Annotated in this window: 20 protein-coding genes; 9 read left to right on the plus strand and 11 right to left on the minus strand. The window is 60.4% G+C overall.

Annotated elements, in window-relative coordinates:
* Positions 1-48: 48 nt before the first annotated feature.
* The 4 genes from ftsY (at position 49) to rpoH (ending at position 4238) form a co-directional block, all read left to right on the plus strand.
* A complete protein-coding gene (ftsY, locus tag AC3WMT_RS16140; RefSeq protein WP_103304321.1) occupies positions 49-1578 on the plus strand; it encodes a signal recognition particle-docking protein FtsY in 1530 nt (509 codons plus the stop codon).
* Complete coding sequence (ftsE, locus tag AC3WMT_RS16145; RefSeq protein ID WP_003229148.1) at positions 1575-2246, plus strand: cell division ATP-binding protein FtsE; 672 nt, start codon at positions 1575-1577, stop codon at positions 2244-2246. Before ftsY ends, ftsE begins: the two co-directional genes overlap by 4 nt.
* Complete coding sequence (gene ftsX, locus AC3WMT_RS16150; RefSeq protein ID WP_103304320.1) at positions 2243-3268, plus strand: permease-like cell division protein FtsX; 1026 nt, start codon at positions 2243-2245, stop codon at positions 3266-3268. Before ftsE ends, ftsX begins: the two co-directional genes overlap by 4 nt.
* 115 nt (positions 3269-3383) lie before the next feature.
* On the plus strand, positions 3384-4238 hold the full coding sequence (rpoH, locus tag AC3WMT_RS16155; RefSeq protein ID WP_003229146.1) for an RNA polymerase sigma factor RpoH: 855 nt from the start codon (positions 3384-3386) through the stop codon (positions 4236-4238).
* A gap of 208 nt (positions 4239-4446) precedes the next feature.
* On the opposite strand, the gene mtgA is transcribed toward rpoH, so the two are convergent.
* Positions 4447-5169: a monofunctional biosynthetic peptidoglycan transglycosylase gene (mtgA, locus tag AC3WMT_RS16160; protein ID WP_103304319.1), complete on the minus strand. Its 723-nt coding sequence runs from the start codon at positions 5167-5169 to the stop codon at positions 4447-4449.
* Between the two features lie 74 nt (positions 5170-5243).
* Here mtgA and AC3WMT_RS16165 point away from each other — a divergent pair, with 74 nt between their 5' ends.
* The 5 genes from AC3WMT_RS16165 to AC3WMT_RS16185 all read left to right on the plus strand — a co-directional run bounded on the left by AC3WMT_RS16165 (position 5244) and on the right by AC3WMT_RS16185 (position 8463).
* A complete protein-coding gene (locus tag AC3WMT_RS16165; protein ID WP_103304318.1) occupies positions 5244-5624 on the plus strand; it encodes a DUF423 domain-containing protein in 381 nt (126 codons plus the stop codon).
* Positions 5625-5695: 71 nt separating this feature from the next.
* On the plus strand, positions 5696-5896 hold the full coding sequence (thiS, locus tag AC3WMT_RS16170) for a sulfur carrier protein ThiS (RefSeq protein WP_165557463.1): 201 nt from the start codon (positions 5696-5698) through the stop codon (positions 5894-5896).
* A gap of 60 nt (positions 5897-5956) precedes the next feature.
* On the plus strand, positions 5957-6751 hold the full coding sequence (locus AC3WMT_RS16175) for a thiazole synthase (protein ID WP_042561554.1): 795 nt from the start codon (positions 5957-5959) through the stop codon (positions 6749-6751).
* A 9-nt stretch (positions 6752-6760) separates the two neighbouring features.
* Positions 6761-7486 carry a tRNA (guanosine(46)-N7)-methyltransferase TrmB gene (gene trmB / locus AC3WMT_RS16180; RefSeq protein ID WP_103304316.1) on the plus strand — a complete coding sequence of 242 codons (726 nt, stop codon included), beginning with the start codon at positions 6761-6763 and terminating at the stop codon, positions 7484-7486.
* Between the two features lie 188 nt (positions 7487-7674).
* Positions 7675-8463: a hypothetical protein gene (locus AC3WMT_RS16185; RefSeq protein WP_103304315.1), complete on the plus strand. Its 789-nt coding sequence runs from the start codon at positions 7675-7677 to the stop codon at positions 8461-8463.
* Positions 8464-8482: 19 nt separating this feature from the next.
* Here the strand turns inward: AC3WMT_RS16185 and AC3WMT_RS16190 are convergent, their stop codons facing one another.
* The 10 genes from AC3WMT_RS16190 to proC form a co-directional block, all read right to left on the minus strand.
* Positions 8483-9031 carry an RNA 2'-phosphotransferase gene (locus AC3WMT_RS16190; RefSeq protein WP_103304314.1) on the minus strand — a complete coding sequence of 183 codons (549 nt, stop codon included), beginning with the start codon at positions 9029-9031 and terminating at the stop codon, positions 8483-8485.
* Between the two features lie 19 nt (positions 9032-9050).
* On the minus strand, positions 9051-9374 hold the full coding sequence (locus AC3WMT_RS16195; protein ID WP_007913629.1) for a DUF3392 domain-containing protein: 324 nt from the start codon (positions 9372-9374) through the stop codon (positions 9051-9053).
* Positions 9375-9409: 35 nt separating this feature from the next.
* Entirely contained in the window at positions 9410-10615 is a 1206-nt protein-coding gene (gene hemW / locus AC3WMT_RS16200; protein ID WP_103304313.1) for a radical SAM family heme chaperone HemW, read from the minus strand.
* A complete protein-coding gene (gene rdgB, locus AC3WMT_RS16205) occupies positions 10612-11208 on the minus strand; it encodes an RdgB/HAM1 family non-canonical purine NTP pyrophosphatase (RefSeq protein ID WP_103304312.1) in 597 nt (198 codons plus the stop codon). Before rdgB ends, hemW begins: the two co-directional genes overlap by 4 nt.
* Complete coding sequence (locus AC3WMT_RS16210; protein WP_103304311.1) at positions 11205-11639, minus strand: DUF4426 domain-containing protein; 435 nt, start codon at positions 11637-11639, stop codon at positions 11205-11207. Before AC3WMT_RS16210 ends, rdgB begins: the two co-directional genes overlap by 4 nt.
* Positions 11640-11664: 25 nt before the next feature.
* A complete protein-coding gene (gene metW, locus AC3WMT_RS16215) occupies positions 11665-12285 on the minus strand; it encodes a methionine biosynthesis protein MetW (RefSeq protein WP_103304310.1) in 621 nt (206 codons plus the stop codon).
* 7 nt (positions 12286-12292) lie between these two features.
* Positions 12293-13432 (minus strand): homoserine O-succinyltransferase MetX, encoded by a 1140-nt coding sequence (metX, locus tag AC3WMT_RS16220; protein WP_103304309.1) that lies wholly within the window; start codon positions 13430-13432, stop codon positions 12293-12295.
* Between the two features lie 236 nt (positions 13433-13668).
* Positions 13669-13959, minus strand: a complete 291-nt coding sequence (locus AC3WMT_RS16225) for a DUF167 domain-containing protein (protein ID WP_103304308.1) — start codon at positions 13957-13959, stop codon at positions 13669-13671.
* The gene (locus AC3WMT_RS16230) at positions 13956-14546 is read right to left on the minus strand and encodes a YggT family protein (protein WP_103304307.1); all 591 of its coding nucleotides are present in this window, start codon (positions 14544-14546) and stop codon (positions 13956-13958) included. Before AC3WMT_RS16230 ends, AC3WMT_RS16225 begins: the two co-directional genes overlap by 4 nt.
* A 10-nt stretch (positions 14547-14556) precedes the next feature.
* Complete coding sequence (gene proC, locus AC3WMT_RS16235; protein WP_103304306.1) at positions 14557-15375, minus strand: pyrroline-5-carboxylate reductase; 819 nt, start codon at positions 15373-15375, stop codon at positions 14557-14559.
* Between the last annotated feature and the right edge of the window lie 4 nt (positions 15376-15379).

Here is a 15379-nt window from a genome sequence, read left to right on the forward strand (position 1 = left end):
TGCCGGGGCGCCCTTAGGCGCGTCGCTACCGTGAGATAGCCGTCCTCCATGTTTGGTTCCAACGACGACAAGAAGACCCCAGCTGCGGCTGGCGAAAAGAAAAGCCTGTTCGGATGGCTGCGTAAGAAACCGCAGGAACCCGTCGTCGAACAGCCGCCCGCGATTCCTGAGCCCGTTCCGGCGCCTGCTCCGGTAATAGAAGAAGAGCCGGCACCGATCGTGCTGCCGATCGCCGAGCCGGTGCTGCAACCGGCCGCCGAACCTGAGCCTGAAACCCCTGTGATTGCCGAGGCGCCGCTGACCCCGGTAGCCGAGCCGTGGCTGACGTTGCCAGTGGCGGAAGAGCCGGTAGCGTTGGTTGAAGAGGCTGCGCCGCATGTCACGCCAGTGATTCCCGCGCCTGCCGCGTTTATTCCCGAGGTGGCTCCGGCGCCGGTGGTCGAGCCGGTTGTCGAACCTGCGCCGGTTGTAGCTGAGCCTGTTGTTTCGGAACCTGTGGTTCCGGAGCCAGTTGCCCCGGTAGCTGCTGCTCCCGTAGCTCCAGTCATCCATCAGCCAGCACCTGCGCCGGTTGTCGCTGCGCCAGTGGTGCCGGTTGAAGTGGTTGCCGAAACGCCCGTCGAAGCCCCGCGCACTGAAGAAACCAAAGCCGGTTTCTTCGCCCGTCTCAAGCAAGGCCTGTCGAAGACTAGCGCCAGCATCGGCGAGGGTATGGCTAGCCTGTTCCTCGGCCGTAAAACCATCGATGACGATCTGCTTGATGACCTCGAAACCCGTCTGCTCACCGCCGACGTTGGCGTCGAAGCCACCACGCAGATCATTCAGCGCCTGACCCAGAAGGTCGCACGCAAGGAACTGGCCGACTCCGACGCACTGTACAAATCCCTGCAAGCCGAGCTGGCCGCTATGCTTAAGCCGGTTGAGCAGCCGCTGAAGATCGTTTCGCAGAATAAGCCATTCGTGATTCTGGTGGTCGGCGTCAACGGCGCCGGCAAGACCACCACCATCGGCAAACTGGCGAAGAAGCTGCAACTGGAAGGCAAGAAAGTCATGCTCGCCGCCGGTGACACCTTCCGCGCCGCCGCCGTTGAGCAGTTGCAGGTCTGGGGCGAGCGCAACAAGATCCCGGTGATCGCCCAGCACACCGGTGCCGACTCAGCTTCGGTGATCTTCGACGCCGTACAAGCCGCCAAGGCCCGTGGCATCGACGTGCTGATCGCCGACACCGCCGGTCGTCTGCACACCAAAGACAACCTGATGGAAGAACTGAAAAAGGTTCGCCGGGTGATCGGCAAGCTCGATGCCGATGCGCCGCACGAAGTGCTGCTGGTGCTCGACGCCGGTACTGGCCAGAACGCCATCAACCAGGCCAAGCAATTCAACCAGACCGTCGAACTGACCGGCCTGGCGCTGACCAAGCTTGACGGCACGGCCAAGGGCGGGGTGATCTTTGCCCTGGCCAAGCAGTTCGGCCTGCCGATCCGCTACATCGGCGTCGGTGAAGGCATCGACGATTTGCGTACCTTTGAAGCCGAACCCTTTGTCCAGGCACTGTTTGCCGAGCGGGAGCGTTCATGATTCGTTTCGAACAGGTCGGTAAACGCTACCCGAACGGTCACGTCGGCTTGCATGAGCTGAGCTTTCGAGTCCGTCGTGGCGAGTTCTTGTTTGTCACCGGCCACTCCGGTGCCGGTAAGTCCACACTGTTGCGCCTGTTGCTGGCGATGGAGCGTCCGACCAGCGGCAAGCTGCTGCTCGCCGGGCAAGACCTGAGCACCATCAGCAACGCGCAGATTCCGTTCCTGCGCCGGCAGATCGGCGTGGTCTTCCAGAATCACCAGTTGCTGTTTGATCGCACGGTGTTCAACAACGTCGCGTTGCCGCTGCAGATTCTCGGGCTGTCCAAGGCTGAAATCGCCAAGCGTGTCGATTCGGCGCTGGAGCGTGTGGCGCTGTCGGACAAAACCGATCTGTACCCGGGCGACCTGTCCACCGGTCAGCAACAGCGCGTCGGCATTGCCCGCGCCATCGTTCACCGCCCGGCCCTGCTGCTGGCGGACGAACCGACCGGTAACCTCGACCCGCGTCTGGCGGCCGAGATCATGGGCGTGTTCGAAGACATCAACCGTCTGGGCACCAGCGTGCTGATCGCCAGTCACGACCTGGCACTGATCGCGCGCATGCGTCACCGCATGCTGACCCTGCAACGTGGCCGATTGATCGGCGACGGGGAGGCCGGGGTATGAGTGCGACACGCAGTCCGAAGGTTTCCGAGCGCGTGGCCCCGAAAGCCGCCGATCCGCAGTCGCCGAAGAAGAAAAAGCACGACGATGACGATGGTCCTGATTTCGCTACGCTGTTGCGTGCCTGGGTCGAAAGCCATCGCGCCAGCCTGCTCGACAGCCTGCGCCGACTCGGCAAGCAGCCGATCGGCAGCTTCTTTACCTGCATGGTGATGGCGGTGGCGCTGAGCCTGCCGATGGGCTTGTCACTGTTGCTCAATAATGTCGAGCGTCTTGGCGGTTCGTGGCAGCGTGCGGCGCAGATTTCGCTGTACCTGCAGCTCGATGCAAGCCCGGAGCAGGGCGAGTCATTGCGCGAGCAGATCAAAGGCATGCCCGGCGTAGCTGATGCTGAATATGTCGGCCGCGATCAGGCGTTGGAAGAGTTCCAGCAGCAGTCCGGCCTGGGCGAAGCCCTGCGCGAGCTGCCGGAAAACCCGCTGCCGGGCGTGGTGCTGGTCACCCCGAACGAGGTCGACAAGTCGACGCTGGAAGCATTAAGACAAAAACTTTCCGAGCTGCCCAAGGTACAACAGGCACAACTTGATCTAGTCTGGGTCGAGCGTCTGGCCGCCATCCTCAAGCTCGGCGATCGTTTTGTCTTCGGTCTGACAGTGCTGCTGGTTTCTGCATTACTTTTGGTGATAGGCAATACCATTCGTCTTCATATCGAAAACCGCCGCACCGAGATAGAAGTGATTAAACTCGTCGGCGGCACCGACAGCTATGTGCGGCGTCCCTTCCTTTATATGGGCGCGTTGTACGGTTTCGGTGCGGGGCTGTTGTCCTGGGGAGTGTTGGCGTTCGGCCTGAACTGGCTGAACGACGCGGTGGTTGGGCTGGCCGGCTTGTACGGCAGTGATTTCGCGCTGGCCGGAGTGCCAGTTGCCGACGGTCTGTCGCTCTTGCTTGGCGCGGTGCTGTTGGGTTATATCGGTGCATGGATTGCAGTCGCACGTCATCTCAGGGAGCTGGCGCCGAAGTAGAATCTTTTTTGCGCGTGATTGGCCTCGCGGTTTTTTTGGGAACTTGTACTTGAATTCCCGGTCAATTTTTCGCAGTGCCGAGAGGCACGAGTATGTAAGTGGGAGGTTTTTTCGCATGACCAATTCTTTGCAACCTGCGTACGCGTTGGTTCCTGGTGCGAACCTGGAAGCCTATGTGCACACCGTCAACAGCATTCCATTGCTGACGCCGGAGCAGGAGCGTGAACTGGCCGAGAGTCTCTACTATGAGCAGGATTTGGGGGCGGCTCGGCAGATGGTGCTCGCCCACCTGCGTTTTGTCGTACACATTGCCCGTAGCTATTCCGGCTACGGTCTGGCTCAGGCTGACCTGATCCAGGAAGGTAACGTCGGCCTGATGAAGGCGGTCAAACGCTTCAACCCGGAAATGGGTGTGCGTCTGGTGTCGTTCGCTGTGCACTGGATCAAGGCGGAAATTCACGAGTTCATCCTGCGCAACTGGCGCATTGTGAAAGTCGCGACCACCAAGGCCCAGCGCAAGCTGTTCTTCAACCTGCGCAGCCAGAAGAAACGTCTGGCGTGGCTGAACAACGAGGAAGTCCACCGTGTGGCGGAAAGCCTCGGCGTCGAGCCGCGGGAAGTGCGCGAGATGGAAAGTCGCCTGACCGGCCATGACATGGCCTTCGACCCGGCTGCGGAAGCAGACGACGACAGTGCTTTCCAGTCGCCGGCCAACTATCTGGAAGACCACCGGTACGACCCGGCGCGTCAACTGGAAGATGCCGACTGGAGCGACAACTCCAACCACAACCTGCACGAAGCGCTGGAAGTGCTGGACGAGCGCAGCCGTGACATTCTCTACCAGCGCTGGCTGGCAGAAGAGAAAGCCACGCTGCACGACCTGGCGCAGAAGTACAACGTGTCGGCCGAGCGTATTCGTCAGCTCGAAAAGAGTGCGATGAACAAGCTCAAGTTGTCGATCGCCGCCTAAACCGGCGCCACGGCAATAAAAAACGCCCCGATCAGCGATGATCGGGGCGTTTTTTTATCCGCGTGTTTCGGGGTTGTATCAAACCCTGTGGAAGCTGGCTTGCCAGCGATGGCGTCCTGTCAGTCATTTAGATGCCTGCTGAACCACCGCAATCGCGGGCAAGCCCGCTCCCACAGGGATCATCAGTGTCTGGAAGGTAAATGCTCGACTATTGCGCCCAAGGTGCCCGGCGCGAATCATTGAGCCCCAGCAGATAACTGGTCCCACCCAATTGACTCATCTGCTGCCGAATCCATCCGGCACGGCGCGACACGTACGCCGTCGGATGACTCGCGCTCCAGACGCGAGGATTCGGCAATACTGCCGCCAGATAGCTCGCCTGCTGCCGTGACAGTGACTTCGCGCTCACACCAAAGTGATGGCGGGCCGCTGCTTCAGCGCCAAACACACCGTCATCCCACTCGACACTGTTCAGGTACACCTCAAGAATCCTCTGCTTGGGCCAGAAAACCTCGATCAGCGCGGTAAACCACGCTTCCAGACCTTTGCGCAGATAGCTACGGCCGGCCCACAGAAACAGGTTCTTCGACACCTGCTGGCTCAATGTGCTGGCGCCTCGGATCGAGCCGCCCAGTTCGTTGTGCGCCAGTGCAGCCTGGATGGCGCCGAAATCAAAACCCCAATGCTCGGGAAACTTCTGATCCTCGCCAGCCATGACGGCCACCTTGAGGTCATCGGAGATCTCGTCCCACGGTTTCCAGGTGCGTTGCAGGTCGATCGGTTCGCCATCGATCCAGGATTCGACTTTACGCTCGACCATCAATGCCGTGCCCGGTGGCGGCACGAAGCGAAACAGCAACACCAGCAATACGCTGCCACCCGCGAACCAGAGCAGGGCCTTCGTGAGACGACGAAAAATAGTACGCAGCATAGAGATGGCTTGGCCGAACCGGTGGAGCGGGCCATTATACAGACCCTGCCGATCGAGTCTGACTGGAGTTCCACATGCTGCGTGGCTTTCTGATGCTGGCCGCTTTTTTTGGTTTCACCGGCGTTGCCTTGGGCGCTTTCGCCGCCCACGGTTTGAAAAACCGCCTCACGCCTGAGTATCTGGCGATTTTCCATACCGGCGTCACCTATCAACTGGTGCACACCCTGGCGTTGTTCGGCGTAGCGCTGCTGGCCACGCAAATTCAGGGGCGACTGGTTACTTGGGCCGGTGTTTCGTTCACCGTCGGCATCGTCCTGTTCTCCGGCAGTCTTTACGCGCTGACCACCACCGGCATTAGCAAGCTTGGCATCATCACCCCGTTCGGTGGTCTGGCATTTCTGGCCGGTTGGGTATGCCTGGGGCTCGCCGCCTGGCGCTTGCAACCCACCGCTTGACGCTCGGTGCTGACCTTTAGGTCATGATCGGGCTAGAATGCCAGCCCCTAAAAATGATGGCGGCGTTAAGCATGCGCATTCAGTTGAACGGCGAATCCCTTGAACTGCCCGACGGTGAAACCGTTGCGGCCCTGCTGACCCGTCTGGAACTGACCGGACGCCGGGTAGCGGTCGAACTCAATCTGGATATCGTCCCGCGCAGCCAGCATGCCGACACCACGCTCAACGACGGCGACAACGTCGAAGTCGTGCACGCCATCGGCGGCGGCTAGTCGCCCGGCCCGCAAGGGCAGAGAATTCTGCAAGACCCTCACCCGTAAAGAGGATTCCCCATGAGCATCGTTCGTAGCGACAAGCCTTTCGTCTTGGCCGGTCGTACTTACCAGTCGCGTTTGCTGGTTGGTACCGGCAAATACCGTGACATGGAAGAAACCCGTCAGGCCATCGAAGCCTCGGGCGCCGAGATCGTCACCTTCGCTGTGCGCCGTACCAACCTGGGCCAGATCGAGGGCGAGCCGAACCTGCTCGACGTGTTGTCGCCGGATCGCTATACCTTTCTGCCGAACACCGCCGGCTGCTACGACGCTATCGAAGCCGTGCGCACTTGCCGTCTGGCCCGTGAGCTGCTCGACGGCCACAACCTGGTGAAGCTGGAAGTGCTGGCCGACCAGAAAACCCTGTTCCCTAACGTGATCGAAACCCTCAAGGCCGCCGAAACGCTGGTCAAGGAAGGCTTCGACGTGATGGTTTACACCAGCGATGACCCGATCATTGCCCGGCAACTGGCGGAGATCGGCTGCATTGCAGTCATGCCGCTGGCCGGTCTGATCGGTTCCGGTCTGGGGATCTGCAACCCGTACAACCTGCAGATCATCCTCGAAGAAGCAAAAATTCCGGTGCTGGTCGATGCCGGTGTCGGTACTGCTTCCGACGCCACCATCGCCATGGAACTGGGCTGCGATGCCGTGCTGATGAACTCGGCCATCGCCCACGCCGGGCAACCGGTGATGATGGCGCAAGCCATGCAACACGCGATCGTCGCGGGCCGTCTGGCCTACCTCGCCGGCCGCATGCCGAAAAAACTCTATGCCAGCGCCTCTTCGCCGCTGGATGGTCTGATCAAGTAAGAGCCATTGATGACTGAATCGAACGACACGCCTATCCAGACGGAAGAGGGCGACGAGCGCCAACACCGCCGCATCAAGAGCTTCGTGATGCGCGCCGGGCGCATGACCGAAGGCCAGCAACGCGGTCTGGATCAAGGCGCGCCCAAGTTCGTGCTGCCACTGGCCGACGCGCCGGTGGATTACGATCAAGTGTTTGGCCGCTCGGCACCGCGCTCGCTGGAGATCGGTTTCGGCATGGGTCACTCGCTGCTGGAAATGGCCGCAGCGGCACCGGATCAGGATTTCATCGGCGTTGAAGTACACCGTCCGGGTGTTGGCGCGCTGCTCAACGGCGTGCTGACGCAGGGCCTGACCAACCTGCGCGTCTACGATTGCGACGCGATCGAAGTGCTCAACCGCTGCATCGCCGACAACAGCCTTGATCGCCTGATGCTGTTCTTCCCGGATCCATGGCACAAGAGCCGTCACCACAAGCGTCGCATCGTTCAGGCGTCGTTCGCTGAACTGGTGCGCAGCAAGTTGAAGGTTGGCGGCATTCTGCACATGGCCACCGACTGGGAACCGTACGCCGAATACATGCTGGAAGTGATGAACGTCGCCCCGGGCTACCGCAACCTCGCCGAAGACGGCAAGTGCGTACCGCGCCCGGCCGAACGCCCGATCACCAAGTTCGAACGCCGCGGCGAACGTCTTGGCCATGGCGTCTGGGACCTGAAGTTCGAAAAACTCGCTTAACCATCACGCAATACCCAATGTAGGAGTGAGCCTACTCGCGATAGCGGTGGATCAGTCAGTACTTATGCCGACTGACACACCGCTATCGCGAGCAGGCTCACTCCTACAGTTGTTTTTGGGGTGCCTTAAAGATTGCTGGCGATCCGCCGAAAGCTCTACGTCCCCCCACTTGTAAAGGAAGACGAGTCTTGAAAGCCCTTTTCACCTGCATGCTGGCGTTGGGTCTGCTGTTTTCAGCGGCTTGCGAGCGCGTGGTAACGCCCGATGAATACTTCGCCAGCGCGCAAAGAGTGGCCGAAAAAATCCAGCGTGATGCCGATGAGCGGATCAGGCGGGAAGGCGCGGGCGAGCCGGAACTCGCGTATACGCCGGAGCAGTTGCGCAATGCCGAAGGCGATTTTGCAGCGCTTGCAGACAATCTGAAAAAGGCCTCGGATGGCGGGCATGTGCTCGCAACGTACTTGCTAGCCAACCTTCAGGACAATCCAATGTTCTCTGAGCGAACGCGGATGGAGGCCTGTGGCCTTTACCAGAAAGCCATGGATCAGGGGTTGCTGGCGGCTGCGGTGGGTTACTACCATTTATGCGACAAGGCATACGAAAGGTTTGATCTGCAAAACGCGGATCATTTGAAGTTCTTGCAGTCGCTGCAACAGTTATTGAGCAAGCCCGACGCTTATGCCGACGTCTATCCTTTGCAGGCCAAGCATTCGCTGTGCTTCGTCGACGAGAGGGCGCCCGTCGGACAGCAAGGCAAATTGGCGGCAATGCGGGCCCGCGCTGTCGCGCTGTTATTGTCAGAAGATCAATATCGGGCTGAGGCCAACTACATTCTTGCGCTGACGCATGTAAACGAGAATGACCGGCACGATGGTCAGAATATTGCGTATCTGGACAATGCAGAAGCGTTGGGCTGTAAGGACTACTACGGGCTCAGTGCGATGATTCGAAGTGAGGTCAAAGCCAGCGCTGAATAGATGACGAAGGTGTCGAGGACTACAGCGTAGTGATGAAGCGCACCGGCACTTGCTCTGTCAGCCAGACGCCGTTTTCCGCCTGATAGAACTTGAAGCCTTGTTCCTGCATCTGCCGCGCGGCGACTTTCAGAATGACCACGGTGCCGTAGCGTTGACCTACGGCTGAGGCGGTGGTGGTATCTGCCGAGAGATGCACGTGATGCCGCGATCCGGGGATCAAGCCTTGCTTGTTGATCGAGTTCATGAAGCGCGTCGCCGTGCCGTGATACAGCGTTTCTGGTGGCTGCTTTGCCTCAAGTTGCAGCTTCACGCTCTTGGTCGAGTGACCCTGCACGGCGCGGATCTGCTGGCCGTCCTCGGAAATCGAAAAGCGCTTCTTGTCGTTGCTCGCTACGACAGTTTCGATCAGTGCGCGCTCGAGAGTGCGACCGTCGCGTGCCGCGCCGCTGATCAGCGCTTCGATATTCGCCCAGCCTTCAGAATCCAGCGTCAGGCCAATGGCTTGAGGCTCGTGGCGCAGCACGTAGCTGAGAAATTTGCTTGTTTCATCCAGCAGTTTTTTACTCATGAACGTCCCTGTTTTGCATTTAGCGGCGGTCAGCGACGACGCCAATCAACACCAGCACCACCAACAACACCGGCGCCAGGCTGTAGTTGTTGAACTGGCTCAGCCCCTTGATCACCCACGGTGTGGCGTAGATCAGTGCGGCGCCGCTGCCGATGACGCACAGCAGGGCCATCAGCGGTACGCGCAGGGCGCCGGCGATGCTGCCCAGGCGTTGCTCGACCCAGCCTTTGAAGTCGGCGCCGAACAGCACCAGCAGGCAACCAACCAGCGCGAGGGCGATTTCCGAGAGGTTGCTGCGGCTCCAGCGGGAGACGGTGGCGAGCAGGTCGAGTATCAAATCCATGCGTTTTCCCTTGGGACAGAAGTTGAGGGTTGGGCTCAGTTCAGAAATTGTTGCAGCAAGTCGTTGAGGAACAGTTGTCCGCGCTCGGTGGCCGCCAGACGTGACGGTTCGACCTGCAACAGACCGCTTTGTTCGGCCTCGCGCCGGCCTTCGGCAAGCGTGTCCAGCGACAGGCCGGTGCGCTCCGGATACAGACGCGATTCGACACCTGCGGTCAGGCGTAAAGCGTTCATCAGAAACTCGAACGGCATTTCGTCGTTGGTCAGGGCCTTCTCGCCGGCCTGGAAGCTTTTCGCCGGATTGAGGTAGTCCTTCGGCAGGCGCGTTTTCCAGGTGCGCACGATGCGCCCGTCTGGATGACTGAGCTTGCCATGCGCACCCGCACCGATACCGATGAAGTCGCCGAAACTCCAGTAGTTGAGGTTATGCCGCGCCGGGCGTCCGGTTTGGGCATAAGCCGACACTTCGTACTGCGCGTAACCGTGCTCGGCCAGCAGCGCTTGCCCGGCTTCCTGAATGTCCCACAGCGTGTCGTCTTCTGGTAGCACGGGCGGTTGGTTCCAGAACACCGTGTTCGGTTCCAGCGTCAGCTGATACCAGGAAATGTGCGTCGGCTTCAGTTCGATGGCCTGGCGCAAATCGCTCAATGCGTCGTCCAGCGACTGATCCGGCAAGCCGTGCATCAAGTCGAGGTTGAAGTTATCGAACCCGGCCTGTCGCGCCATGCCGGCCGCACGCACCGCTTCGTCGCCGTTGTGGATGCGACCGAGCGCCTTGAGTTTTTCCTGCTGGAAACTCTGGATGCCGATCGACAGGCGATTGATCCCCAGTTTGCGGTACGCGACGAACTTCTCTTGTTCGAAGGTGCCGGGATTGGCTTCCAGAGTGATTTCGATGTCGGAGGCGAACGGAATGCGCTGCTCGACGCCTTCCAGCAAACGCCCTAGGGCCTCGGCGCTGAACAGGCTCGGCGTGCCGCCACCGAAGAAGATCGAGCTGATTTCACGGCCGTAAACGGCGTGCAGGTCCTGATCGAGATCAGCCAGCAACGCGTCGACGTATTCCTGCTCCGGCAAAACCGGGCTGGCGGTGTGCGAGTTGAAGTCGCAATACGGGCATTTGCGCACACACCACGGGATGTGGATGTACAGCGCCAGGGGCGGCAGCGTCGGCAGCGGCGCCCGAGGTGAAGAAGCGGCGCCGCCGACAATCAGCGACGACGCAGAAGAGTCACGGGTCATTTCAAGCCCAGACGCTGGCGCAGCAGATCCATTGCACGGGCGCGGTGGCTGATCTGGTTCTTGTCGGCCGGGCTCAGTTCGGCGCTGGACACATTACGTTCCGGCACCCAGAACAGCGGGTCATAGCCAAAACCGTGTTCGCCACTGGCGGCGGTCAGGATGCGCCCGTGCCACAGGCCTTCGCAAAGAATCGGCAGCGGATCATCAGCGTGGCGCACCAGCGCCAGCACACAAACGAACTGCGCGCCGCGCTCGGCTTCTGGCACATCCTTCAGCGCATCGAGCAGCTTGGCGTTGTTCGCCGCATCGCCTTTGCCGTCGGCATAACGCGCCGAGTAGATGCCCGGCGCACCGCCGAGGAAATCCACTGCCAGGCCGGAGTCGTCGGCCAGCGCCGGAAGCCCGGAAATGCGTGCGGCATTGCGCGCCTTGAGGATCGCGTTCTCGACAAACGAAAGACCGGTTTCTTCCGGCTCGACCTTGCTCCACTCGCCAATCGAGCGCAGTTGCACCGAGTCGCCGAGCATGGCCTGGAGTTCTTTGAGTTTGCCGGCGTTATGGCTGGCCAGTACGAGCTGCTTGAGGTTCATCATTCGCCGGGAAAGAGTTCTTGGTTGAAATTGATGGTGTTGATCTTGTCGCCGTTCTGCACCTTGATTTCAAAGGTGCGGGTTTCCTGCTGCTCCACCGGGTACTGGGCGATGTAGTAAATCGCGCCCTGCTCGGTGACCTGGCGGAAATTCAGCGGCACGCTCTGGCTGGTCAGGTCTTTGACCGTGCCGGTGAGGCTGGCGACCAGTGGTTTGCCGTCCTTGATCACCGAGACGTTGATCACGCCTTGATTCTTGCTGCGGACAAGCTCTGCTGCCTTGGCGATGTCCGGGGTCAGAAACGTGGAATTGAAGGTGTTGTAGTGCACCGTCACGTCGCCGAAGTTTTCCTTGCGCTCGCCCTTGATGACGTCGGCCGCCATGGCACTGACGCTGAGGCAGGCTGTGAGTAACAACAACGCTAAACGACCCATGATCGTCTCCTCGAAAAGTCGTGGCTCAGACCGCGATCCGATGATCTGCAAGCACCGGGCTGCTGACACGGTAGATACCGATCTCACCTAACAGATTAGGCCATAGCTTACTGGCCCACCCGTGGCGGTGCTGTTGATCCACGGCAAGCCGATCAATGACCTTCGCATCACGTTCGCGACAAAGTTCTTCAAAGTCTTCGAAGGTGCAGAAGTGGATGTTCGGCGTGTTGTACCAGGTGTAGGGCAGAAACTCCGACACCGGCATGCGGCCCTTGCTTGCCAGATACCAGCGGCAGCGCCAGTGGCCGAAGTTGGGGAAGGTGATGATGCACTGACGACCGACCCGCAGCATCTCGTCGAGGATCTTGTCCGGATAATGCACGGCTTGCAGGGCCTGGGTCATCACGACGATGTCGAAACTGTTGCTGGCGAAGTTGCCCAGCCCCTTGTCCAGATCCTGCTCGATAACGTTGATGCCCTTGGCCACGCACTCGGCAATGTTATCCGGGTCGTTTTCCAGGCCATACCCGGTGACCTGCTTGTTGTCGCGCAGCCAGGTCAGCAGTTCGCCGTCACCGCAACCGAGGTCGAGGACGCGGCTGCCGGCGGGGATCCATTCCTGGATGATTTCCAGATCAGCTCTCATGGCTTGTTCACACCGTAATTCGGTTCATGTAATTGCCGAACGCCTGCAAGTAGCGCGGGATCGGAATCAGGAAGGCGTCGTGGCCCTGCGGCGCGTCGATTTCCAGATAGCTGACGTCTTTGCGCGCCGCCATCAGGGCATCGACCAGTTCACGCGAACGGGCAGGGGAGAAGCGCCAGTCGGTGGTGAACGACATCACGCAGAACTTCGCCGTGGCGTTCTCGAAGGTTTTCGCCAGGTTATCGTCGAAGTTCGCCGCCGGATCGAAGTAATCCAGTGCCTTGGTCATCAACAGATAGGTGTTGGCATCGAAGCGCCCGGAGAACTCCTCGCCCTGATAACGCAGGTAGCTCTCGACCTGGAATTCGACACTGTGAAAGTCGTAGTTGAGCTTTTCGCTCTTCAGGCCACGGCCGAATTTCTCGCCCATGGAGTCGTCGGACAGGTAGGTGATGTGCCCGACCATCCGCGCCAGCATCAGCCCGCGCTTGGGGATCACGCCTTGTTCCTGGAACGAACCGCCGTGGAACTCGGGGTCGGTGAGGATCGCCTGGCGGGCGACTTCGTTGAAGGCGATGTTCTGTGCCGACAGTTTGGGTGCCGAGGCGATGGCCAGGCAGTGGCGCACGCGATCCGGATACGTGATGGTCCATTGCAGCGCCTGCATGCCGCCGAGGCTGCCGCCAATCACCGCCGCCCACTGGCCGATGCCGAGCAGGTCAGCGAGTCGTGCCTGGCTGTGCACCCAGTCTTCCACGGTGAGCACCGGGAAGTCGGCGCCGAACGGTTTGCCGGTGTCCGGGTTGATGCTGCTTGGGCCAGTGGAGCCGTTGCAGCCGCCGAGGTTGTTCAGGCTGACCACGAAGAATTTGTTGGTGTCGATCGGTTTGCCGGGGCCGATGCAGCTGTCCCACCAACCCGGTTTGCGGTCGTCGGGGCTGTGATAGCCGGCGGCGTGGTGGTGGCCGGACAAGGCGTGGCAGATCAGCACGGCGTTGCTCGCCTGTGCGTTCAGCGTGCCGTAGGTTTCGTAGATCAGGTCATAGGCGGGCAGCGAACGGCCACAGGCCAAGGCCAGCGGTTCGCTGAAGTGCGCCGTTTGCGGCGTCACCAGACCAACAGAATCGGGGGGAAAGGCAGCTGGCATCGACCCTGCTCTCGTTGAAATGAGGCGTAAGTCTAAAGACCGGGGGGGTTAGCGGCAAGCAACGATCGGGCCTCATTCATTCATTGAACGCGCCCCCTGTGGCGAGGGGATTTATCCCCGATCGGCTGCGCAGCAGTCGCAAAACCTGCTGACGCGGACTGGCTGGAAGAAAGCAAGGGGCGGCTTCGCCACCCATCGGGGATAAATCCCCTCGCCACAAGTGCTGCACTACTCGATCACGGGCGCACCAGATCAGGCAAATCCGGCAACTTCTTCGGCGAACAGATCTTCACCCGCTTCTGCCGATTCAACTCGCCACTGAGCAAACTGACCTGGCTCTTGGACACCCCAAACGCCTTGGCCAGAAAGCCCATCAGATAGGCATTGGCCTTGCCCTCGACCGGCGGCGCGGTCAGGCGGATCTTCAAGCGATCACCGTGCAGCCCGCAGAAATCATCGCTGCGGGCTGCTGGTTGCAGGTGACACTCGAGGATCAAGTCGTCACCGTCCCAGCGAAACCAGCTCACATCAGCAGGCGCAGGATTTCCGGCATCATCGTCATCGCCGCCAGATTGTTGATCACCAGCATGTCGATCAGCTTCAGTGCCAGAAACGCGAAGATCGGCGACAGGTCCAGACCGCCCATGCTTGGCAGAAAGCGGCGGAACGGCGCCAGGGCCGGTTCGCAGATCTGGTTGACCAGTTCAGCACCCGGATTGTGGCTGCCCGGCGCGACCCACGAGAGGATCACGCTGATGATCAGGGCGAAGAAGAAAATCTTCAGGAACAGCGCGGTTACGCCGATGATCGACCAGATAAACAGTTGCAGCGGGTTGCCGGTGGTGCCGTAAGTCAGCAGCAGAGTCAGGGCCATCAGTGCCAGCTGCACCAGAATCGCCAGCACCAACGACGACATGTCGAGGCCGAACATGCTCGGAATGATCCGGCGCAGCGGCTTGAGCAGTGGCTGGGTCGCTTTAACGATGAACTGGCACAGCGGGTTATAGAAGTTTGCCCGTACCAGTTGCAGCACGAAGCGCAGCAGCACGATCAGCAGATACAGACTGCCGAGGGTTTGCAGCACGTAAACCGCTGCGGTGTTCAATCCAATCATGTAAGGCTCCTTATTTGCCCAGTTGTTCGGCCATTTCGGCCGAGCGGTGCGCGGCGGCGCCGAGTGCGGTTTCGACCAGGGCTTCGAAGCCATTGGCCTGGAATGATTTGATGGCAGCTTCGGTGGTGCCGTTTGGCGAGGTCACGCGACGGCGCAGTTCAGCAGCGTCAACGTCGCTGGAGACAGCCATGTGCGCGGCGCCCAGAGCCGTTTGCTGGGTCAGTTGCTCAGCGATTTCTTTTGGCAGACCGAGTTTGACGCCGGCGGCGGTCATGGCTTCGATCAGCAGGAAGAAGTAGGCCGGGCCGGAACCGGACACCGCAGTGACCGCGTCCAGTTGCTGCTCTTCGTTGAGCCACAGCGCGATGCCGACGGCGGACAGCAGCTCTTCGGCTTGCTGACGCTGTTCGGCGGTCACTTCGCGCGTGGCGTACAGGCCGCTGACGCCCTGACGCAGCAGCGCCGGAGTGTTCGGCATGCAGCGCACGATCGGTTGTTCGCCGAGCCATGCGGTCATGCTGGCGCAGGTGATGCCGGCAGCAATCGAGACCACCAGTTGATTGGCTTTCAGGCTCGGGCGAATCGCTTCGCACACGGCTTTCATCGCCTGTGGCTTGACCGCCAGCACGATGACGTCGACGCCGTCGATGGCCTGAGCGTTGTCGGCGAAGGTTTCAATGCCGTGTTCGGCGCTGACCTTGGCGCGGGTTTCCTCGCCCGGGTCGCTGGCGCGAATCTGCGCGGCTTCCAGACCTTTGGCGCGCAGGCCGCCAATCAGGCTGGCCGCCATGTTGCCCGCACCGATAAACGCAATACGTGTGTTGCTCATGTTT

The sequence above is a fragment of the Pseudomonas sp. FW305-7 genome (assembly GCF_058786735.1).